Origin of the sequence: Mycobacterium colombiense (assembly GCF_001953985.1) — a bacterium.
GTDB lineage: Bacteria > Actinomycetota > Actinomycetes > Mycobacteriales > Mycobacteriaceae > Mycobacterium > Mycobacterium colombiense_B.
Genome location: NZ_MBEI01000051.1, coordinates 99,603 through 121,495, shown reverse-complemented (window position 1 = coordinate 121,495; position 21,893 = coordinate 99,603). Strand labels below are relative to the sequence as shown.

Here is a 21,893-nt window from a genome sequence, read left to right as displayed (position 1 = left end):
CGGAAATTGGTGCTGATGTGACTGGAGTGAATAGGCTGTCGGGATGTGCGTTCTACCACCGATTTTTCCCCATATTGGCTGGTTAATTGCCTGCGGGTCGCCGAGTTTCCCGCGCTGAACCCGTTAGACTTTCCGACGATGTTCACCTCCCGAACACCCCCGCCATGACTGAGCAGCCGGACAACGGCGTCGAGCTCGGTCTGACCGGGCGGCCGCCGCGGGCGATCCCGGAGCCACAGCCGCGCACCTCGCACGGCCCGGCCAAAGTCGTCGCCATGTGCAACCAGAAGGGCGGCGTCGGGAAGACCACGTCGACCATCAACCTGGGGGCCGCGCTCGCCGAATACGGCCGCCGGGTGCTGCTGGTGGACATGGACCCGCAGGGCGCGCTGTCCGCCGGCCTGGGCGTCCCGCACTACGAGCTGGAAAAGACGATCCACAACGTCCTGGTCGAGCCGCGGGTGTCGATCGACGACGTGCTGCTGCAGACCCGGGTCAGGCACATGGATCTGGTGCCCAGCAACATCGACCTGTCGGCCGCCGAGATTCAGCTGGTCAACGAGGTCGGGCGCGAGCAGACGCTGGGCCGCGCGCTGCACCCGGTGCTGGACCGCTACGACTACGTGCTGATCGACTGCCAGCCGTCGCTCGGCCTGCTGACCGTCAACGGGCTGGCCTGCTCGGACGGCGTGGTGATTCCCACCGAGTGCGAGTACTTCTCGCTGCGCGGGCTGGCGCTGCTGACCGACACCGTGGACAAGGTGCGCGACCGGCTCAACCCGAAGCTCGAGATCAGCGGGATCCTGCTCACCCGGTACGACCCGCGCACGGTCAACTCGCGCGAGGTGATGGCCCGGGTCGTCGAGCGCTTCGGGGATCTGGTGTTCGACACCGTCATCACCCGGACGGTCCGATTTCCGGAGACCAGCGTGGCCGGCGAACCCATCACCACGTGGGCCCCGCGGTCCACCGGGGCCGTCGCCTATCGCGCGCTGGCCCGCGAATTCATCGACCGATTCGGCGCGTGAACGCGACCGAAACCGGTGAGGCGCCACAGCAGAACGGCTTCCAGGTCCGCCTGACCAATTTCGAGGGTCCGTTCGACCTGCTGCTGCAGCTGATCTTCGCCCATCGCCTCGACGTCACCGAGGTGGCGCTGCACCAAGTCACCGACGACTTCATCGCCTACACCCGCGAAATCGGTCCGCAGCTGGAACTGGAAGAGACCACCGCGTTCCTGGTGGTCGCCGCGACCCTGCTGGACCTGAAGGCGGCGCGGCTGCTGCCCGCCGGGCAGGTCGACGACGACGAAGACCTCGCGCTGCTGGAGGTGCGGGACCTGCTGTTCGCCCGGCTGCTGCAGTACCGCGCGTTCAAGCACGTCGCCGAGATGTTCGCCGAACTCGAGGCCACGGCGCTGCGCAGCTATCCGCGCTCGGTGTCGCTGGAGGACCGGTTCACCGAACTGCTGCCCGAGGTGATGATCGGCGTCGACGCCGAACGCTTCGCCCAGATCGCCGCGATCGCGTTCACTCCACGACCCGTCCCGACCGTGTCGGTCGGGCACCTGCACCAGGTGCAGGTCTCGGTTCCCGAGCAGGCCAAGAAGCTGCTGGCCATCCTGGAAGCGCGGGGCAGCGGGGCGTGGGCGACGTTCTCCGAGTTGGTCGCCGACTGTGAGGCGTCGATGGAGGTGGTCGGGCGCTTCCTGGCGCTGCTCGAACTGTATCGGTCCCGGGCGGTAGCATTCGACCAGTCAGAGCCGCTTGGCGTGCTCCAAATCTCGTGGACCGGGGAACGTCCGGCCACTGAAGCCTTGGTAGAAGTGCGGGACGAATAAGTGACTGAAGACATGCCTGACGTCGATCTCGAAACGGATCTCGACGTGGGCATCCCGGATATCGCCGAGGTCGCGCCCATGGAATCCGAGGAACTCGGTTCCGTGCTCGAGGCGCTGCTGCTGGTGGTGGACACCCCGGTGACCGCGGAGGCGCTGGCATCGGCCACCCAGCAACCGGTGTACCGGATCGCCACCAAGTTGCAGGAGATGGCCGAGCAGCTCACCGAGCGCGACAGCGGCATCGACCTGCGCCAGAACAGCGAGGGCTGGCGGATGTACACCCGCGCCCGGTTCGCGCCCTACGTCGAGAAGCTGCTGCTGGACGGCGCGCGGTCCAAGCTGACCCGCGCCGCGCTCGAGACACTGGCCGTGGTCGCCTACCGCCAGCCGGTGACGCGCGCGCGGGTGAGCGCGGTGCGCGGCGTCAACGTCGACGCCGTGATGCGCACGCTGCTGGCGCGCGGCCTGATCACCGAGGCCGGTGCCGACGAGGACACCGGGGCGGTGACGTTCGCGACCACCGACCTGTTCCTCGAGCGCCTGGGCCTGACCTCGCTGGCGGATCTCCCGGACATCGCGCCGCTGCTTCCCGACGTTGACACGATCGAGGACCTCAGCGAATCCCTGGACAGCGAGCCACGTTTCATCAAATTGTCCGGCGGTCAATCGTCCGACCAGTCGCTGACATTCGACGTGGACCAGGATTGATGGACGAAGCTCAGGGGATCCGGCTGCAAAAAGTGTTGTCCCAGGCCGGAATTGCGTCGCGGCGGGCCGCTGAGAAGTTGATCATCGACGGCCGCGTCGAGGTGGACGGGCAGGTGGTGACCGAGTTGGGCACCCGCGTCGACCCGGACTCCGCGGTGATCCGCGTCGACGGCGCGCGGGTGGTGCTCGACGACTCGCAGGTGTATTTGGCCCTGAACAAGCCGCGCGGCGTGCACTCCACCATGTCCGACGACCGCGGCCGGCCCTGCATCGGCGATCTGGTCGAGCGCAAGGTTCGCGGCAACAAGAACCTGTTTCACGTCGGGCGGTTGGACGCCGACACCGAAGGCCTGATCCTGCTGACCAACGACGGCGAGCTCGCGCACCGGCTGATGCACCCTTCCCACGAGGTGGCCAAGACGTACCTGGCGACGGTGACCGGGTCGGTGCCGCGCGGGCTCGGCAAGAAGCTGCGTGCCGGCATCGAATTGGACGACGGGCCGGCCAAGCTCGACGAGTTCGCGGTGGTGGACGCCATCCCGGGCAAGACGCTGGTGCGGGTGACGCTGCATGAGGGGCGCAATCGCATCGTGCGCCGGCTGCTGGCGGCCGCGGGATTCCCGGTGGAGTCGCTGGTGCGCACGGACATCGGGCCGGTCTCGCTGGGCAAGCAGCGGCCGGGCACCTTCCGGGCGCTGGCTCATCACGAGATCGGCCAGCTGTACAAAGCGGTGGGCCTGTGAGCGGCACGAGCGGAACGAGCGCAGCGAGTGACGGGAGTGGAGCGAACCATCGGCCTGTGACCGACGTGGTGGTGGCCATCGACGGCCCGGCTGGCACCGGAAAGTCCTCGGTGTCAAAGGGATTGGCGCAGGCGCTGGGCGCGCGCTACCTGGACACCGGCGGGATGTACCGGATGGTGACGCTGGCCGTACTGCGCGCCGACATCGACCCGGCCGATGCCGAATCCGTTGCGCAGACGGCGGAAACGGTGCAGATGTCGATCGACTATCACCCCGACGGCGACCGTTATTTGCTTTGCGGAGAGGATGTCTCGACGGAGATCCGCGGCGACCGGGTCACCGGCGCGGTGTCGGCGGTGTCCTCGGTTCCGGCCGTGCGCACCCGGCTGGTCGACCTGCAGCGCGAAATGGCCGAGGGCCCGGGCAGTGTCGTCGTCGAGGGCCGCGACATCGGCACCGTCGTGCTGCCCGACGCGCCCGTGAAGATCTTCCTGACCGCGTCGGCCGAGACCCGGGCGCGGCGGCGCAACGATCAGAACGTGGCGGCCGGGCTGGCCGACGACTACGAGGCGGTGCTGGCCGACGTCCGCCGCCGCGATCATCTGGATTCCACCCGGGCGGTGTCGCCGCTGCGGGCGGCCCCGGACGCGGTGGTCGTCGACACCGGCGAGATGACCGAGGCCCAGGTGATCTCGCACCTGCGGGACCTGGTCAAGCAGCGAAGCGGAGCGGTGCGGTGAGTCAAGACGGTACGTGGAGCGACGAAAGCGACTGGGATTCAGCCGAATTCGGCCTGGACGAACAGGAGGAAGCCGGACCGGCGCCCGTGGTGGCGGTGGTCGGCCGGCCCAACGTCGGCAAGTCGACGCTGGTGAACCGGATCCTTGGCCGACGGGAAGCGGTGGTACAGGACATCCCGGGCGTCACCCGTGACCGGGTGTCCTACGACGCGTTGTGGACCGGCCGCCGGTTCGTCGTGCAGGACACCGGGGGATGGGAACCCGACGCAAAGGGGCTGCAGCAGCTGGTGGCCGACCAGGCGTCCGTCGCCATGCGCACCGCCGACGCGGTGATCCTGGTGGTTGACGCCGTCGTCGGCGCCACCACGGCCGACGAGGCCGCCGCCCGGATCCTGCTCCGGTCCGGCAAGCCGGTCTTCTTGGCGGCCAACAAGGTTGACAGCGACAGGGCCGAGGCGGATGCCGCGATGCTGTGGTCGCTGGGCCTCGGTGAGCCGTACGCGATCAGCGCGATGCACGGCCGCGGCGTGGCGGACCTGCTCGACGCGGTGCTGGCCGCGCTGCCGGAGGTCTCCGAGGTGCCGCCCACGTCCGGTGGCCCGCGGCGCGTGGCGCTGGTCGGCAAGCCCAATGTCGGCAAGAGCTCGCTGCTGAACAAGCTCGCCGGCGATCAGCGCTCGGTGGTGCACGATGTCGCCGGGACGACGGTGGACCCGGTGGACTCGCTGATCGAGCTGGGCGACAAGGTGTGGCGGTTCGTCGACACCGCGGGTCTGCGGCGCAAGGTGGGCCAGGCCAGCGGGCACGAGTTCTACGCCTCGGTGCGCACGCACTCGGCCATCGACGCGGCCGAGGTGGTGATCGTGCTGATCGACGGGTCGGACCCGCTCACCGAACAGGACCAGCGGGTGCTGTCGATGGTCATCGAGGCCGGCCGCGCCCTGGTGCTGGCCTTCAACAAGTGGGACCTGGTCGACGAAGACCGCCGCGAGCTCTTGGAGCGCGAGATCGACCGCGAACTGGTGCAGCTTCGGTGGGCGCCGCGCGTCAACATCTCCGCCAAGACCGGTCGGGCGCTGCAGAAGCTGGTGCCCGCGATGGAGACCGCCCTGTCGTCGTGGGACGCGCGGATCCCTACCGGCCCGCTGAATTCGTGGCTCAAAGAGGTGGTGGCGGCCACGCCGCCCCCGGTGCGCGGGGGCAAGCAGCCGCGCATCCTGTTCGCCACCCAGGCCACCGCCCGGCCCCCGACGTTCGTGCTTTTCACCACAGGTTTTTTGGAGGCCGGGTATCGGCGCTTCCTGGAGCGCCGGCTGCGCGAGACGTTCGGTTTCGAGGGCTCGCCGATCCGGATCAACGTGCGGGTGCGCGAAAAGCGGGGCGCGAGGCAGCGCTGAGCTGGTGGCGCGTTCGGCTCTGTCCGGGTCATTAGGTGACTTTCAAATGCGCTAGCACCGGCGCTAGCGCGTTTGCGATTCACCTCATGGTCGCCTGCCGCCCGCCACGCGGAGGTCGCCTGGCGGGTCGGTCGCGCGTTTACGGTAGGCTTTCGACCTGCTGCCGGTGCACGCATCGGCGCGCGGGCTGTGGCGCAGTTTGGTAGCGCACTTGACTGGGGGTCAAGTGGTCGCAGGTTCAAATCCTGTCAGCCCGACGCAGGTCAGAGCCTATTTTCGGCCCCACCGTGATTCGTCTTCGGAACGGTCGACCCACACGTTTGACCCAAACCAGCGTCGGGCTGCCGCCGAAACTCATTTGCTGGGGTTCGTGGCCAGCGGCCACCCGGCGATGCGAGGCCGACCGCCGCATCGACACAGACACACCAGCGTTGTGGTCAGCGAACGTGCTTCGTGCCGGGGCTTTGTGACATGCGGGTTTCGGTGAGTTTCCGCAGTTTCGACATCCTGCCGGGCACAACGGCCTTGCAGCTCAAACACAATTTTGACCTTCCGGCCGACTCGGTGGCGATCTAGTGTCCCAGGCAATCCGGAATCGGGCAGGCAACGTGCTCGTCGGCAGCGATCGCATCACCTGGCAGGATCGCGATAAACCGACCGCGGGTTTGCTCAGGGCGAACGTCAACTGGCATGTCGCAGGCCCGGCCGGGCCTGCCCGCAGATAGCGTCGGTAATCATGACAGTCACCACCAACAACGACGCGGGCGCCCAGAACACAACGCCGCCACGGCCCGCGGCCGCCGATCTTGAACCCGGCACACTCGACTGGCGGGTCCAGGTGGCAGACGGCGCGCACAAGTTCTTCAGAATGCCGCAGAACCCGGACGCTGCCGCGGCGATCGGCAAGACCATTCACCCCAAGACGATCGAGCCATGGTCCGTCGCCGACTTTTCGAAGTATTGCCAAACAATGGGCCTACGTGATGCCGGTAATGTCGTCGCCCTGACCCAGGTAACCCGCGCACTCGAGCGTGTCGGCTTCCTATTGCCGTGCGGCGAGGCGCGCAACGTGCCATTCCTGGCACAGCGGTACATCACGCAGGGTGGCGCCTCGCCGGGCCAGGTGGGTGGATACCTCTGGCTGTCGGCAATTTTCGGCGCGGACCTCATCATCCAGAGCTACAACGCGGTGACCGTCCAAATCTCCGGCACAGATGCCTCCGGCAAGCCGCACTGGGGCAGCGGCCTCGTCCTTGACCACACACACATCGTCACCAACAAGCACGTCGTGGCCGCGCTGGCTCCCGGCGAGCCCGTCGTGGTAAGCCCGTCGACCGGTGACGAGGACACCCAGGAGATCGCCGCCCAATTCGCCGCGTACCCGCACCCGGCGTTGGACGTCGCGGTCATCGAAGCACGGTTTCCCGCGGGCGAAGGTATGCCGCGATTACCTGGGATGGCTTTCCGCGACCCGGCATGGGCCGATGATGTGTGCCTGTTCGGCTACCCGCGCGTCCAGATGATCGCCGGGATGGAAATAACCGTGCAGCGCGGCGAGGTGGTCAAGCCGACCGCCGAGACACCCCGTGATGGCGACCTGCCGCGGCAGAAAACCTTCCTCTATTCGGCGATCGCGCGGCCGGGGAACAGCGGTGGGCCGATCGTCGCCCAAGATGGTCGGGTCATCGGCCTGGTGGTCGAGGACAGTTCGCCGACGACGCGCGCCGGCGCCGCAGGCTACGAGGACCCGACGCCGGTGACGCCCGAGGAACGGATCGCGCGCCTGGAGGCCGAGGTCGAGGAATTGAAGGCCAAGGTCCGCGCGCCGTCGTTCTATCGCGGCATCCCATCGAGCGAAGTCATCAAAGCGCTGAACGACCTCGGATTCGGCGGACTCGCGAAACTAGATGATTTGCCCCTCGGCGGCTCGTCGGTCTATCACCCAAGGGGATAGGTCGGCGTGGCTATGTTCGAAGAACGCGGCGTGCGGATGTTCGCCGCAGATGATACCGGCGGAGGAGGATCTGTTCCGAAGGAAGCGCCGCCGTGGTTTCCGTCACAGGCGGCCTACGAGGCCTTTCTCAAGCTGGTCGCTATGGACCTCGGGCCCCGATCTATTACCGCGACGAGCATCGACCTCGAGCATCTCGACGAGGACGACCGCAAAGACCTGCTGGGCAAGTACGCGCTGCGACCCTCACTGCAGTTCGTCTGCTCAACCTATGCTCGCCTGGACGCCGAAGCGCTCTATGGGCGCGACGCCGCCTTCGAGAAGCGCTTCACCGCGAACTTAGGCGGCGACCTAGCTGCGAAGATCAAGCCACCCATGAGCAAGGGCAGCCGGCTGATGCCGCCGCCGGCCCTAAATCAACTGATCCGCGAAGTGATCGAGTGGTGCGCCGACGACACCGGCGATGACAGCTTCGGTGCCTTGGGCAAGGCCGATTTCGTTCGGCTCCTGCTGTCCATCAACGGTGACCAGGAAACCCAGGCACGCCCGGACTTCTTCACCTCATGGCCGCCCAGCGAGGACGAAATCGCCGCCTACAACGCGGCAATGACCGCCGATGACGACATGGTGTTGCAGGAGATGCGGCGCCAAATGTCCTACGAATTCGCCCGGATGCAGACCGCCGCGACTCCGGTGCCCCACCTCGTCCTGGGCGACACGAATGAAACGTGGTTCAAGGCTTGGCCCGACGCGGCTCCGCACGACCTCATCGGCGATACCCCCGAGAAAGCATTTCTAAGCGCCACGAAAGTGCCTCTGCACGAAGTCATTCGGATGGGTTTGCTGTTGTGGGATCACACGAAGGCCGGCGACGTAACGCTCAACGCCAGCACACTGGAGACCGCGGTAGATCCCGCCGCGCTCGGGCTGCTGTCGTCGGCGGTGTTGCCGGTCAAGGCGTACCGCAAGCGGCTCGCGAAGGAGCGGACGAAGGGACTTCTTGCGCACCGCAGATACACATTCACCGAGCGGCCTTTGATCGAGATCGCCGGCGGCGAGTACATCGTGTTGCGACCCGCCTGGGTTCTGGACCGCTTCAGCGGCTCGCAGCTGTACTGGGAGACCTTCTTCGCATTCGGCGAAGACAAGACACCAACCGGTGAACAGTTCAGCCAGGCGATGAACTACGTGTTCGAAGCCACCGTCGGGTATTTGTTCCGGCGGATGACGCGCCGCGCCCGCCCGCAAATCACGCTGATCACTGAAGCCAAGATGCAGCAAGCTTGGACGAAGGGCGACAAAATCCCGTCGGTATGCGACTGGGTGCTGGTGTGGGACAACACATGTCTGTTGGTGGACGCGACTAACCACTGGCTCGACGCGAAGGCGGCGCAGGGTCTCGCCGATCCCGAGGACTACGCGGCCGACCTAGAGGAAACGTTCGTCAACAAGAAATTCGAGCAGCTACGGTCCACGAAGGACCTGCTCATCGACAACGGCTGGGAAGGACGCACATTCGACCAAAACACCGTGTTTGTGCCATTGGTCGTGGTCCCCAACGCCGGCATCCCGGCCAGCGTATCCGCCGATGTCGACATCAAGTTGCGGCTGGGTCAGCTCGGCCCGAACGTGAGGTCCCCGGGCATCCTCGTGTATCACGAGCTGCAGGTGTTTGAAGGGGTTGCTGAGCACCGAATGCCAACGAGGTTCGTCGACCTGATTGCGCAATGGCGGACCATGTGCACTAATTCAATGCCGGTGCGCCCGCAAACCTTCCTCGAACTACGGGGGCTCGACCGCCCGATGAGCGGCTTCGTCAAGGTTGCGAAGCGGGGCCTGCTCGACAACCTGGGGCAGCCGGTCCCTCAATCCGTGTCAAATCTTTGAATATCCCGCTCCCGAAGGCACCGTTGCCGATGTAATTGAGGGCCTCATCGGTCCGCCCATGCCGTCACCCCTGAAAGCGTTCAACCCTGATCCTCGAAGAGGTTGGCGGCTACGTCGGAGAGTTCCAACCCGAACCCGCCAGGTGCGTGATCGAGGAGACCCGCTCCGATAATGTCGCCAGTCAAGAGATCGACTAACCGGTACAGGCCGAACGTGATAGCCCGCTCATCCCGGCGACGCGACTTCTCCAACCGGTACCCCCGCCGATCGGCGACGCGACGAAGCCGGTTTTCATAGATCTTTCGTTCCATTGCCGTCAACGACTCAATATCATTCCGCGACAAAACGTCTCGTATTCCTGGAGTCGTGCTGTAAGCCATGCTCAGAACTGTACCCAGAAGTCGCTCTTGGATACTCGCAGCTCAGAACCTTGCGCCGTCGGCATATTTCTGGGAATGCGTACAGAGCAGAATCAGCAGTTTCGGCCATGTGCGCGCCGACAGGGCGGTACGGGGGGACCCTACCCCTCACGGTCAGCGTCGGGATCTTCACGCTGGGAAGTTGGCCATTGCCCCCAACCGATACACCTTCAATCTGGTCGACCTTGACCGGCTGGGCGATGGTTGGGACGTGCGCGTGCGATTTGAGCGTTGCTGTTGCGCCCGGCGATCGAGTGCGTCTGCGGCGACCGCCGTGGCGAAGTGAGCGGCAATGGTGGCAGCGCGGCGGGCCCCTGGCTGCGTAGCTTGGTGATGACGTCAGCGGCCTTTTTCGCGAGGCGGCATTCGTCGGCATGAGCCAGTCTGGAAGGCAGTTCGTCGATCGGTATCCATGCCACATGCGTGACCTCGTGGTCGTCGGCGGCCGTAAGTTCGCCGTCCCGAAAACGCAGCAGGTAGTGCTGGACGGTCTTGTGCACTATGTGAGCTTCCGCGCGGAACCAGTATTCGATACTGCCGAGCGCGGCGAGGATGTCGGCGCGGATTCCGGTTTCTTCCGCGATCTCTCTTACTGCGGTCTCTTCGGCCCTCTCGCCAACCTCGATGTGGCCCTTGGGCAATGACCATCGAATGCGGCCTCGACGATCAGGCGTGCCGATCACGACAGCCATTTGCGTGTCGCGGTCCAGGCCGTCAACGACGAGACCCCCAGCTGAGAATTCGTGCAGGGTCGGTAGGTGCGCCGGCCGGCGGCCGGCGGCGTCGCCCGACCCACCGTCTCGCGGACGGCGCCTCCGACGGCGCTGTCGAGGCGTGGCGTTTTTCCGGTTCGACTCAGCCATGAGACCGTGCGTCCGCTAGGAGCTCGCCAACGTAACGGGCAGCCTCGTTTCCTTCGTAGGCCCGCACCACCTCTTCGACACCGCCCATCGTCTGAATCTGGCCGCGATCGATCCATACCGCGGTCTTGGACAGTCGGGCGAGGAACTCGTTGGAATGACTGGCGAACACCAGGATGCCGGAGCGCTCGACGACGTTTTGCAGCCGTGTGACGGCCTTCCTCAAAAAATCGGAGTCGACTGATCCGATGGCCTCATCCAGCAGAAGTATTTCCGGGTCGATGGTGGTAACGACGCCCAGCGCGAGCCGGACCCGCATACCGGTGGAGTACGTGCGCAGAGGCATCGATAGGTAGTCGCCGAGCTCGGTGAATTCGGCGATTTCGTCGACTTTAGATTGCATTGCCTTGCGTGTTTCGCCGAGGAATAGCCCACGGATGATGATGTTCTCGTAACCCGAAATCTCGGGGTCCATGCCTACACCGAGGTCGAAGATGGGCGCTACTTTGCCCTTCACCGCAGCCGTCCCGCGCGTCGGCTCATAGATGCCGGACAGCAGCCGCAGCAGTGTCGACTTGCCAGCTCCGTTGTGGCCGACTAGGCCGAGTCGGTCGCCCACATTGAGCGAGAGTGTGACGTCGCGCAGCGCTTCGATCACGACGTTCGAGGTGTTGCGGCCGATGGTACCGCCAGCCTTGCCCAGAACTGTGTGCTTGAAGGAGCGGGTTTTGGCGTCGAAGATCGGAAACTCGACCCACGCGTGGTTGACGTCGATTCGCACTGGCGCTCGCGACGATTTGGCATACGGACCAATCATCCTGGGCCCCTGGCGATTCTCTGCTGACTCTGACATCGTTCTCACCACGAACACTCAATAATCGTGACGGGCAAGATCAGTTCCGCCTCGGCGGTCATCCCCGTCGACGGCGAGCAGTGCGGGGACCATCTCGCTGGTGACCAGTCCGTGTTCTTGGGTGAGTTCGTCAATGATGTCGAAGCTTTGCGCGATGTTGTCCGGAGTATCGACGATGATCGTGGTAACCGGGACATGGCGGACAAGCTGGAATAGCTTGTCGCCGTGGGGCAGGTGGTTTCCGTGAAATCCCCAAATACCGCGCAGCGCGGTAGCGCCTCGTGCATGGTCGGACTGACGCAGACGGCGTATCAGGGCGCGGTGGATCGGAAGGCCGTCGTGACGTTGTGCTTCTGACGTGTAGACCATGATCTTTTGCCACATCGCCATACCGTGTTCGTCGACTCCAGGCAGAGCGTGCGGCCGTGAGAACAGTTGGCCGTCGCGTTTGCAAACCTGAAGTCTCTCAACGGTGATCAGCGGCCGCCGCATTAGCCCCGGGAGTTCGTGCAAGACGCGCTCGACTTGTCCGCCGGAATCGACGGCGATGATCATCATCGGCACGTCGACGTTGCGCCCGAAGAATCGCGCGCGTTCCCGCTCGCCGCGCACGGTGCCGTCGACGCCGAGGAAGACAGAGGCCCCGGCCAGCTCTCGCCGGTGAAGCAGATCCACGATCGCGTAGTGGGCAGGCTCGGCAAAGACCTTCTGCTTACGGCCCACATAGACGGTGAGCTTGGTCGCGTCATGCTCCGGGTCGTCAAGGCTGAGTCCATCGTCGTCCTCCTGGAGGAGACGCGCTCTCTCGAGGGTGATCAGGCCTCGCTTGGTCAAAGCGGTTTGCCAATCAAGCACTCCTTCTATCTTGTCGCGGGTGTCGACGGCGATCACCGCCACGGGTGGGTCCTCGGACAGGCTCAGCGAGGTGTCGGTGCGCAGGTGGTGGCGAAGCCCAAATCCTTCGATCCCGCGCAACATCACGCTTGTGGCGATTTGGTGCCGGCCGTATAGGTCAAACAATGCCTCGGCGAGAAATTTGCCGTTGGCGCGTTGGCGTTCGCCGAAGTAGCTCGTCAGCTTGAGGCAATCGGTGGTCATGTGTCTCCCTCGTCTGAGTGACCGGCTAGTCGCCCCCGCTGGTAGTGTTCGTCTCCGACGGCGGTGGGGCTCGCCACAACCGCGGCGGCCACAGTGATGGCTGTGGCCGTGCGCCAACGGTCCCTGACTGGTTTGAGCTCAGGAGACCCGTTATGTCTGTGACGTTTTCGGCCGTTTCGGCGATGGAGGTGCTGGATTCCCGCGGGCGCCCCACCATATCGGTGCGGATGGCGTTGTCCGATGGACGCGAGGTGGTCGCCGGTGTGCCGTCGGGGGCATCCACCGGCAGTAGGGAAGCAGCGGAACTGCGCGACGGTGACGCGACGCGGTTCGGTGGTCGCGGTGTGAGCCAAGCGGTGTCGCACGTTGAAGGCGCGGTTGCCGACACACTGGTCGGCCACGCGTTCGACACCCTGGAGCAGCTCGATGCGGAGCTGATCCGGCTCGACGGCACTTCGAACAAGTCGCGGCTCGGCGCCAATGCGATCGTTGGCGTGTCGATGGCGGCGGCGCGGGCGTTCGCGATCGAATCGCAGCAGCCGCTGTGGCGCTCGCTGGCCCGTTATGGCGTGACGCCACGGTTGCCGGTTCCGCATTTCAACGTGATCAACGGTGGCGTGCACGCGCCAAACCCATTGGAGTTTCAGGAGTTCATGATCGCCCCGGTGGGTGCGCCATCGTTGCCTGAGGCGATTCGCGCCGGAGCGGAGATCTATGCGCGGTTGCGCGCCGAGCTCCAAGAGCGAAAGTTGGGCACCGGTTTGGGTGACGAGGGCGGCTTCGCTCCCGACATCGACTCCCCCGAGGAGGTGCTCAAGTTGCTCGTGGAGGCGATCACTGCGGCCGGTTACACGCCCGGGCCTTCCGGGGTGGCAATCGCGTTGGACCCCGCGGCCAGTGAATTTCACCGTGGCGGCTGCTACGAAGTTGGCGGGCAATCGCTTTCGAGCGAAGAGTTGATCCAACGGTATGCGCAGATGGTGGAAGAATTCCCGATCTGGAGTATCGAGGACGGGATGGGGGAATCGGACGACGATGGGTGGCGTGCGTTGACCGAGCGGCTTGGCGAGCGTATTCAGTTGGTCGGCGACGACAACTTCGTCACCAATCCGGCACTGATCCGCACGGCGATCGGGGAGGGAATCGCTAACGCAGCGTTGATCAAGGTCAATCAGGTTGGCACGGTCAGCGAGACATTGGAGGCGCTGCGGGTGTGCCGCGACGCTGGTTATGGGGCGATGATTTCGCACCGCTCGGGGGAAACCTGCGACACCTTCATCGCCGACCTGGCTGTCGGATCCGGTTGCGGGCAAATCAAATCCGGCGCACCAGCGCGCGGCGAGCGTGTTGCAAAGTACAACCGGCTGGCCGAGATCGCGGTGGATGCGCCCGACTTTGCGTTCGGTCCGCCGCCGCGCTGAGCGGCGTTGTGTGCTGCCGGCTCGGGTGGTCATGGTCGCGACACCGCGATGATCACGGCCAGTACGGCGAGCACGGCGAGCAGCATGTAAGCCATGTAGGCGTCGAGGCGACCCGATTGCAGGCGCTTGGCCGCCCGAGCCGCAGCCAGCAACGCCGCGATCGCCGGTCGGTACACATAACGATCGACGATTTCGACCACCTCGACCCGGTAGGTCAGGACGGGTTGACCGATGGTCTGGGTGGACGGCTCGACTGGGGCGCCGCGTAATTCGGTTCGGGTCAACAAGACATTGCCGAGCACGTTGCGCATGGGGTTGGCATAGGCGAAGGAGGTGTATCCGACGCCGCGGTCCACACCGGGCGACGCCGAGGACCACGGCGCCACCCACCGCACTCGGTCCAGGCGGCGCCCGGCCAGCCCGCTGGCCACCACGGCGATGAGCACGACCATCGCGGGCAGCACGATCCACAGCCAACTCGGCGACAGCGCGGAGAAGTCGCTGAAAACGGGCTGCAGCACCCAAGGTTTGGCGTTGGCACCCCGCGCCTGGTCGCCAACGAGCGGGGCCAGTCCGCGAGCGATGACGCGGATCTCTAGCGGCGCCAGCGCGGCCACGCCAAGGCAGCCGGTGATGAGCAGGGCGATCCCGATCCGCAACCATGTGTTGCGGTCCACACGGGTGCCGGCCGGGTAGAACGCGGGTTCGTCGATGCGGGGCGGGCCGAACGCGGTCAGCGCGACGACCCGGACGAATGTCACGCCGGCGACGCCGACGGTGAGGGCGACGAGTACACCGGCGACGGCGGTGCACAACTGCATGGCAAGGCTGGATACCCGGAATTGCTGCATCAGTGATTGCAGGATGAACCATTCCGAGGCGAACCCGGCCGTCAGCGGCAGTCCCGCCAAGGTGAGCGAGCCGATCACCAATCCTGTTCCCGCCCAGGGTAATCGACGCACAATGCCGCCCAGGCGATCCAAATTGGTGGTGTCCGTCGCGCCCTCGATCACCGACGCTGCGGTGAACAGCAGTGATTTGCCCAGGGCGTGCGTAATGACTTGGGCGGTGGCCGCGACCAGGCCGGCGGCAGTCAGCAGCGGCACACCGGCGGCGGCGCCGACCAGGGCAGCGCCGAAGGCGGCGAGGATGAGCCCAGCGTTTTCCACGCTCGACCAGCCGATCAACACCGTGAGGTCCGGGTGCACCGCGGCTTGCGCGATGCCGAATATTGCACTCATTCCGGCCAGTACCAGCACCACGCACGCCAGCCACAGCGGCGGGGCGCCGAACAGCTGCAGGGTACGCCACATGCCATAGAAGCCGACATTGACCGCGGCACCGGCCATCACCGCGCGTGCTGGCCCAGGCGCGGCGGCGTAACCGCGCGGCAGCCACACGTGCCCGGGCAACAGTCCGACCTTGATCGCGAACCCGGCCAACAGCAGCGCGTAGGCTGCCTGCCCCAGGGCACTGTGTGGGTCGACGCCAGCGGCGTCGAGGGCGAAGGTGTGAGTGTGCGCGGCCAGCAGCAGACCACCGAGCAGCAGTGCCGCGCCGCTGACCTTGCCAAACACGACCGTGACAAAGGATGCGCGTGCCCGCCCCGGCCGGTTCCGGTCGAATCCAGTCAGCAGGTAAAACGCGACAGTCAGGGCTTCCCACCCGAACAGCAAGACGAAAACGTTGTCGGCCGTGACGACGACCGCGACGGCGGCGATCGTCAGCACCAGCGCGGCAGTCAATCGGCCCTGCCGGGGGCCGGCAAACGCGGCTGCAGCGCACAATGCTGGAACGGCCACCCCGCCCGCGATGACCAGGAACAGTCCGGACAACGGGTCAACGTGCAGGGTCGCAGGGCCCAGCCCGCCCAGGGCACCCAGCGACAACCGCTCTTGGTGCCCGGCCAGCCCGCGTGCACCGGCAATGCCGAAAGCCACAGCCGACGCGGTCACCGCGGCCGAAGCCGTCAGGCGCAGTCCGCGCCGCTTGCTGGTGGACCATCCGGCGACCACAGCCAGGGCCGCAAGTGCTAGCCCGGCGGCGATCATGACGCCCTCCTTGACACGGCGGGGAGCCGGCCTAGTGCGAGCAGAATGCCGTGCAGCAGGCTGAAGGGGGAGGCGGGCGATCCGGGGATCCACACGTCGACAGGTAGCAGGCCGCCGATGCCGGTGCCGCCGGTGTAGCCGCCGCCGACCAGGCCGCCGCTGATCGCGTCGGTGCCAACCGCGATCACCACGGTGGGTCGGGGCATGCCCTCAAGGGTGCGGCGTAGCGGTTCGGTCATGCCGACCGCCCCGATTCCCGTGACTAGCAGCATGTCCGCGTGGCGCGGGCTCGCGGTGAAGAAGATGCCCAGCCGATGCAGGTCGTATACGGGATTGGTGAGGGCTTGTACTTCCCATTCGTCGCTGCCGTCGGAGCCGGCGTCGACGTGGCGTAGGTGCACCGAACGGCGCAGCCGCCGTACCCGTTTGGCTAGCTCGGCCCGCACCCCATCGAGTGCCTCATCGGTTTCGGGGACAGGGGAGACCACCAGACCGCCACGCTGCAACCGCGCGGTGTCGGCGCCGTGCGCCCATCCGAACCAGTCCGGGGCGGTGGCGACGCAGCGTCCGCACAAGATGCATTTACCCCTGTCCAGTGTGGGCATCTCGGCGACGGCGATCGCCTCGGTGGGACACCCAGCGGCGGCGTCGAGGGCTTGGCGCAACGGGACGTGATGGCCAACTCGACGATCGCGGGACAAGACCTCGACCGCGGCGGGGAACGCGTTGAAGTAAGTGTCAGGACGCTTCGGCCATTTCGTGGTGAGCAGGCCGTCACGCAAACCGCGGAAAAACACCACCATCTACATCGCCACCCCGGCATAACAGAGGCCGAAACTCGCCTCTATGAAGGGAAAGTCGGTGAATACGTCACCGTGGAAGACGTCGTGGAAGAGCACCATGTTGTGCAGCGAGGGTGTGCGGGCAAAGCAGCGCCCGACTCGGCCGTCGCGCAGCTCCAGGCCGTAGAGGACCTCGCCCTGCGGTGATTCGGCCCAGCCGGTGGCGAAGCCGTCGTGCGGGTTGACCGGTACATTCAGATTCCCATCGACCGGCCCACTGAGCCGCTGGCAAGCATGTTCGATCAGGTCGACGGCGGCGTCGATCTCGGCCCACCGGACCCGCAGACGCGCCATCGCGTCGCCATCCGCGCTAACGGCGGGCTCGAACACGGGCAATACTGGATAGCCGTCATACGGCCGATAGAGCCGGGCATCGTCGTCGAACCCCGACCCGCGACCGACCGGTCCCAACGCTCCATGGGAGGCCGCCAGCTTTCCGTCCAGCCGACCGGTGCCGCGGATGCGGTCCAGGAACGACGGGCTCTCCATCAACGCACGCCGATCCGCGCGGATGCGATGCGCCAAATCACCAATAACGGCGTGGAGGGCGGGCGGATCTATGCGCGGTGATGCGGATACGCCACCGACGCACACCACCGAGCGGCCAAACCTATTGCCGCACAGATGCGATACCAGTCGCATGGCCTGTTCTTTATGCCAGCCGAAGCGAGCGTTACCGATGGCGAGGCCGGCAGCGTCGCAGAGCCGCACGACCACGTCGAGGTGATTGGCGATGCGTTCGAGTTCTGCGTGGATGACACGGATGAGCTCGGCGCGTGGCGGGATTTCAATCTCGGCCAGGGTCTCTACTGCGTGGGCGAAAGCAAGGGCATGGGCGACGGAGGCGATGCCCTCGACGCGTTCAGCGATGAAGATGGCGTCGTCGACGCCGAGGCCTTCGAAGCGTTTGGCGATACCCCGGTGCTTGTAGTGAGGACGAATGTTGAAGTGCGGGATATCTTCTCCCGGCGTTTCGATGAGGAATTCGATCGATTCGTAGACGCCCGAGCGCACGGGTCCTAGCGGCAGCGTGAACACGCCATGCCCGGTGACGTCGACCGGACCTTGCCGGTCGCTTGCCGGCACCTCGCCGCCGGGTTCGCGATGTCCTGGGCGTGGGTGCAGCTGGCCGGGCTCCCACGGCAGCAGCAACGGATCCAACCGCGGGTGCCCGAGCGGTGTCACCCCGGACAAGTCGTGCAGGGCACGCTCGTACCAAAATGCCGCGGGCACATCTGATGTCAGCGCCGGATAGGTTAAGCCGCCGTCGGCGCCGGGGCTTAGCTCGGCGGATAGACATTCGACACCGATGCGGGTGACCAAGAGTGCGCGCAGTTGCGCGTCCTCGTCTTCTTGGTGGGTGCAATACAATCCCCCGAAGCGAGCGCCGGCGCCAAGGCGAGTCAGTACTTCGGCCCGCCATTCGGGAAGCGGCAGTCGGACTTCCATCGTGGCCGCGGTGGTCATCGGCCGGCTCCCGCCAAATCATTCGCCGCGTGGGTGAGCAGTTGGATCAGGTCGCCCGGCGGGGCAAGGCCAAGCAGCAGCAGCGCCGCGATACCCATCACTACGGGGATCACCATCCAGGCGCTGGGCTCGCCGCGCTCCATGGCGGCGGCCGTCGCGGCCCCAGGGCCGTCGGAGCGCGAGGGCGCGAACAGCATCCACGTGGTGGCGCCGGTGAGCCCGGCGAACGCGACAGTGACCAGGCATACCAAGGCCACCGCGGCGGCGTTACGGCGATCGGTCAACCCTCCGGCGATGATCTGAAATTCGCTGCGGAACAACCCGAATGGCGGCATTGCGGCGAGCGCGAATACCGCCAACAGGAACATCGGCGCCGACCACGGCAGCCGCGACATTGCGTCGCGAATGCGGTGAAGTTCCTTGGTGCCGTATTTCCGCACGAGCACCCCGGCGCCCATGAACGCGTTGCCCTTGGCTGCGGCATGGGCCAACACGTGGAGCAGCACACCGGCCAGGGCAAGCGGAACCCCGAAACTCACCCCAATCGTCAAGATGCCCATGTGCTCGACGCTTGAGTAGGCAAGCAGTCGTTTGATGTCACGCTGTTCCAGCAGATACAACGCCGCCAGCAGCAGGGAGGCGGCGCCGAATATCAGCAACACCAACTGCGGGAAGCGGGCGCCCAGTGGGATGATGGCGATCTGATAAAACCGCAGGATCGCGTAGAACGACACCGCCAGAAGTGATCCCGATAGCAGCGTCGAGACCGGGGTGGGGGCTTCGGCGTGCGCGTCGGGTAGCCAGGTGTGCACCGGAAACAGTCCGACCTTGGTGCCGAATCCGACAACGGCCAGCACAAAGGCAAGCGCCACCGGAGTGTGTGGCATGTTCGCAGCACCGCGCAGCAGCGGGTCGAACGCCAAGTCATAGGATTCGCCGAGCACCGTGGAGCCGGCGTAGTACATGAAAATCGTTGCCAGCAGGGCGATGCCGAGCCCTGACGAAGCAATGAGAACGTATTTCCATGCCGCCTCGGTCGCGCCCTCGGTGTCGTCCAGGGCCACCAGGAGCGCTGAGACGACGGTGGTGATCTCCACGGCGATCCACACCAGCGCCAGCCCGTTGACCAGCGGCGCGGCGAGCATCGACCATGCGAACGCATTGAGGCCGATGTAGAAGAGTCTGCTATAGCGGGCGAAGATGCGCCGGTCTTCGGCACCTGCCGCGACCGATGCGGCTTCGGCGGCCTGATAGCCAACGGTGTAAATGGCAGTCGTCATGTACAGAAAGGCGGTTGCCAACACGAAGACAACCGACAGCGCATCGGCGCGCAGGTAACGCAGTGCAGTCAATGTGTGATTAGTCGCGGGCACGATGAGCGCCACTGCGAATGCAAAAGTGGCAAAGCCGGTCGCCACCGTCAGCGCTGCGGCAACTTGCCGTGGCACCACGACGCAGGCGAGGGTTGTTAGCGCGGGCACCGCGACCAGAAGGACGAGCAGCACAGACATTTCGCTATCCCCTCAGCCGGTCCAGGGTTTCGGTGGATAGTGAGCGGGTGCGGCGGTGATGTGTGCGCATCAGCACGCCGAAGACCACGACCGCGACGAGCAGATCGAACAGGAACGCCACTTCGAGAATCAGCGGCATGCCTGCCGCAACCACGAGGCTGGCGAGCGAGACGCCGTTCTCCAGAGAGAAGAATCCGATGGCTTGGCTCACGACGTCGCGGCGCATGATCATCAGCACGAACGCGACCAAGACCACGGCCACCGAGAGGCTCAGCGCGGTTGTGGGTAGCACCGATGAGTGAATCCCGAGTATTCCTACGGAGAAGAACCCGAATCCGGTGATACCGATGGCCACCAGCACCTGGTTGGCCACTCCAACTGCGCCGCTGCCGGCGATCTCCGCGCGCGCGTCGCGCAAGAGCGCCAGCACAACCAGAGGGACTACGACCACCTTAAGCAGTAGTGAAAGGACTGCCAGTGCATACAGTTCGGGAACATTGCGGCCGTAGGCAACGACCGCGGCCAGCACGCTCACCGCCAGGGATTGTCCTGCGTACAGGCGCACCTGGGAGCGCAGCAGCGTCGCGCGCAGCATCCCGAATTCGAGCAGCAGCACGACGACCGCGACGGTGTTCGCGATACCGTCGAACACGGTGGGCACGGTCTGGCTGGCCGCCAGCGCGCTCATTAGCCACCTCCTAAATACAGAGTGAATACCGCGAGAACCGAGAGCAGTAGGGCGGCCGAGACGAACTCGGTGATCTTGAACAGCCGAAGTTTGGCGAAACTGTTGTCCAACACCGCGATCACGCATCCAAGCAGCGCCGCCTTGCCCAATAGCGCCGGGACCGCCAACGCAACGTCAAGCGGATGCGTAGTCGACGCCATGCCCCAGGGGGCGACGAAAACGTTCAGGAGAATTACATACAGGACAAGCTGTTTGGCCGCCGAGCCCCAATGCAGCAGCGCCAGATCTGGGCCGGAATACTCGAAGGACCGACCCGTTTCAATCATCCCAAATTCCGTAGTGCCAGTGTGGGTTTCGACAGGAATTCGGCCGGTTTCGTACAGAATCACCATAAACAACGCTGCGGAGGCCAGCAGGTGCGCTGGGCGCACGATCTGGTCGGGGCCGCTGCGCACCGTCGCGCCGAGCACATAGGGCAAATCCGTCGTGGTGATCGACGCGACAGCGAAGAACACAAGCAGCATTACCGGCTCGGTGATTGCAGCAAAAGTCTTGGCGCGACTGGACGCTAATTGCGCATAGCTGTCACCTGTTTCGGCCGCTGCGACCGCGACGACGAAGCTCGCGAACGCGAGAATGAGGCCGCCACCGAGGATATCGCCCATGTAGCCCAGCGGCAGCGGGTAGCTCGTCAGTACCGGAATCAGCATCGGAACCGTCAGGTAGCAGGCGAGGGACATCACCGGTGCCAGCCGAAAGAACGGTCCGGCGCCCACCGGTGTGAGGCTCTCCTTGGCAAAGAGCTTGGACAGGTCGAAATACGGCTGCAGGATCCGCGGACCGCGCCGGCCCTGCAGCCTGGCCTCAAACCAGGCGATGAGCCCGGTAACCGCCGGTGCGCCGGCCGCCACGGTCAGCACCTGCAGCACCTGCACGAACGGCAGCGGCAGACTCGTCATCGATCGCCCCAATCCGGGCGCCACATGTTGCCGAGGTAGCGGGCGTAACCGCCACGGCGCAGGTCGGGGAGGAAGCCGGCGATCGGCGGGCGCAGGATGAGTGTCTTCAGTTCGTCCCATCGGACCCATGCGGGCTGACGGCCCGGTTCGCCCGCCAGCCGCGAAGCGGTGTCGAATTCTTCGGCGATGAAGATGATTTCGACGACGCGATGATGGTTGACGGGGTCATTGACCTCTAGGACCAGGGCGCATCTGTTTGGGAAGACGTCGAGACCCGTCTCTTCACGGGTTTCGCGCCGCGCGCATGATGCTAGCCCCTCGTGTGGGTGTGGACGGCCGCCGGGCAGTACCCAATCACCGCGATCGAAACGCTGCACCAACAGGACAGCATCACCACGGACGACCGCTACTGCACAACGCAATTCAACCGGCGAATCTTCCACCGATGTCATCGAGCT

General features: G+C 65.4%; 20 protein-coding genes and 1 tRNA gene. 10 read left to right on the top strand and 11 right to left on the bottom strand.

The window, feature by feature from the left end; genetic code table 11:
• Window positions 1–164: 164 nt before the first annotated feature.
• The 9 genes from A5732_RS13465 (at window position 165) to A5732_RS13425 (ending at window position 9,266) form a co-directional block, all read left to right on the top strand.
• Complete coding sequence (locus tag A5732_RS13465; RefSeq protein ID WP_075237289.1) at window positions 165–1,028, top strand: ParA family protein; 864 nt, start codon at window positions 165–167, stop codon at window positions 1,026–1,028.
• Complete coding sequence (locus tag A5732_RS13460; RefSeq protein ID WP_076053868.1) at window positions 1,025–1,840, top strand: segregation/condensation protein A; 816 nt, start codon at window positions 1,025–1,027, stop codon at window positions 1,838–1,840. Before A5732_RS13465 ends, A5732_RS13460 begins: the two co-directional genes overlap by 4 nt.
• The gene (gene scpB / locus A5732_RS13455) at window positions 1,841–2,548 is read left to right on the top strand and encodes an SMC-Scp complex subunit ScpB (protein ID WP_075234768.1); all 708 of its coding nucleotides are present in this window, start codon (window positions 1,841–1,843) and stop codon (window positions 2,546–2,548) included.
• Window positions 2,548–3,291, top strand: coding sequence for a pseudouridine synthase (locus A5732_RS13450; protein WP_076102454.1), 744 nt, complete (start codon window positions 2,548–2,550; stop codon window positions 3,289–3,291). Before scpB ends, A5732_RS13450 begins: the two co-directional genes overlap by 1 nt.
• A 56-nt stretch (window positions 3,292–3,347) precedes the next feature.
• Window positions 3,348–4,031, top strand: coding sequence for a (d)CMP kinase (gene cmk, locus A5732_RS13445; RefSeq protein WP_076102453.1), 684 nt, complete (start codon window positions 3,348–3,350; stop codon window positions 4,029–4,031).
• Window positions 4,028–5,428 carry a ribosome biogenesis GTPase Der gene (gene der / locus A5732_RS13440; protein WP_076102452.1) on the top strand — a complete coding sequence of 467 codons (1,401 nt, stop codon included), beginning with the start codon at window positions 4,028–4,030 and terminating at the stop codon, window positions 5,426–5,428. The genes cmk and der overlap by 4 nt, the downstream gene beginning before the upstream one ends.
• A 183-nt stretch (window positions 5,429–5,611) precedes the next feature.
• Window positions 5,612–5,685: transfer RNA gene (locus tag A5732_RS13435), tRNA-Pro, on the top strand.
• 611 nt (window positions 5,686–6,296) lie between these two features.
• On the top strand, window positions 6,297–7,382 hold the full coding sequence (locus A5732_RS13430) for a S1 family peptidase (protein ID WP_076102549.1): 1,086 nt from the start codon (window positions 6,297–6,299) through the stop codon (window positions 7,380–7,382).
• 12 nt (window positions 7,383–7,394) lie between these two features.
• Window positions 7,395–9,266: a hypothetical protein gene (locus A5732_RS13425; RefSeq protein WP_253189064.1), complete on the top strand. Its 1,872-nt coding sequence runs from the start codon at window positions 7,395–7,397 to the stop codon at window positions 9,264–9,266.
• Between the two features lie 80 nt (window positions 9,267–9,346).
• On the opposite strand, the gene A5732_RS13420 is transcribed toward A5732_RS13425, so the two are convergent.
• The 4 genes from A5732_RS13420 to A5732_RS13405 all read right to left on the bottom strand — a co-directional run bounded on the left by A5732_RS13420 (window position 9,347) and on the right by A5732_RS13405 (window position 12,496).
• Window positions 9,347–9,646, bottom strand: coding sequence for a hypothetical protein (locus tag A5732_RS13420; RefSeq protein ID WP_142256604.1), 300 nt, complete (start codon window positions 9,644–9,646; stop codon window positions 9,347–9,349).
• Window positions 9,647–9,855: 209 nt separating this feature from the next.
• The gene (locus A5732_RS13415; protein WP_076102450.1) at window positions 9,856–10,548 is read right to left on the bottom strand and encodes an NUDIX hydrolase; all 693 of its coding nucleotides are present in this window, start codon (window positions 10,546–10,548) and stop codon (window positions 9,856–9,858) included.
• Window positions 10,541–11,326 (bottom strand): galactan export ABC transporter ATP-binding subunit Wzt/RfbE, encoded by a 786-nt coding sequence (gene wzt, locus A5732_RS13410; RefSeq protein ID WP_253189059.1) that lies wholly within the window; start codon window positions 11,324–11,326, stop codon window positions 10,541–10,543. Before wzt ends, A5732_RS13415 begins: the two co-directional genes overlap by 8 nt.
• Before the next feature lie 90 nt (window positions 11,327–11,416).
• A complete protein-coding gene (locus A5732_RS13405; protein WP_076102448.1) occupies window positions 11,417–12,496 on the bottom strand; it encodes a DUF190 domain-containing protein in 1,080 nt (359 codons plus the stop codon).
• A 152-nt stretch (window positions 12,497–12,648) separates the two neighbouring features.
• On the opposite strand from A5732_RS13405, the gene eno reads away from it, so the two are divergent.
• Entirely contained in the window at window positions 12,649–13,917 is a 1,269-nt protein-coding gene (gene eno / locus A5732_RS13400; RefSeq protein WP_076102447.1) for a phosphopyruvate hydratase, read from the top strand.
• Between the two features lie 29 nt (window positions 13,918–13,946).
• Here the strand turns inward: eno and A5732_RS13395 are convergent, their stop codons facing one another.
• From A5732_RS13395 to A5732_RS13365, 7 genes are read right to left on the bottom strand one after another with little or no spacing between them, the layout of a single operon-like run.
• Window positions 13,947–15,968 (bottom strand): proton-conducting transporter transmembrane domain-containing protein, encoded by a 2,022-nt coding sequence (locus A5732_RS13395; protein ID WP_076102446.1) that lies wholly within the window; start codon window positions 15,966–15,968, stop codon window positions 13,947–13,949.
• Window positions 15,965–16,771: an NADH:ubiquinone oxidoreductase gene (locus A5732_RS13390; protein WP_076102445.1), complete on the bottom strand. Its 807-nt coding sequence runs from the start codon at window positions 16,769–16,771 to the stop codon at window positions 15,965–15,967. Before A5732_RS13390 ends, A5732_RS13395 begins: the two co-directional genes overlap by 4 nt.
• Entirely contained in the window at window positions 16,772–18,277 is a 1,506-nt protein-coding gene (locus A5732_RS13385; protein ID WP_076102444.1) for an NADH-quinone oxidoreductase subunit C, read from the bottom strand. It lies immediately after the preceding gene.
• Window positions 18,274–19,788: a proton-conducting transporter transmembrane domain-containing protein gene (locus A5732_RS13380; RefSeq protein WP_076102443.1), complete on the bottom strand. Its 1,515-nt coding sequence runs from the start codon at window positions 19,786–19,788 to the stop codon at window positions 18,274–18,276. Before A5732_RS13380 ends, A5732_RS13385 begins: the two co-directional genes overlap by 4 nt.
• A gap of 4 nt (window positions 19,789–19,792) precedes the next feature.
• Window positions 19,793–20,476 carry a hydrogenase gene (locus A5732_RS13375; protein ID WP_076102442.1) on the bottom strand — a complete coding sequence of 228 codons (684 nt, stop codon included), beginning with the start codon at window positions 20,474–20,476 and terminating at the stop codon, window positions 19,793–19,795.
• On the bottom strand, window positions 20,476–21,435 hold the full coding sequence (locus A5732_RS13370) for a respiratory chain complex I subunit 1 family protein (RefSeq protein ID WP_076102441.1): 960 nt from the start codon (window positions 21,433–21,435) through the stop codon (window positions 20,476–20,478). Before A5732_RS13370 ends, A5732_RS13375 begins: the two co-directional genes overlap by 1 nt.
• The gene (locus A5732_RS13365) at window positions 21,432–21,887 is read right to left on the bottom strand and encodes an NUDIX hydrolase (protein WP_076102440.1); all 456 of its coding nucleotides are present in this window, start codon (window positions 21,885–21,887) and stop codon (window positions 21,432–21,434) included. The genes A5732_RS13370 and A5732_RS13365 overlap by 4 nt, the downstream gene beginning before the upstream one ends.
• Between the last annotated feature and the right edge of the window lie 6 nt (window positions 21,888–21,893).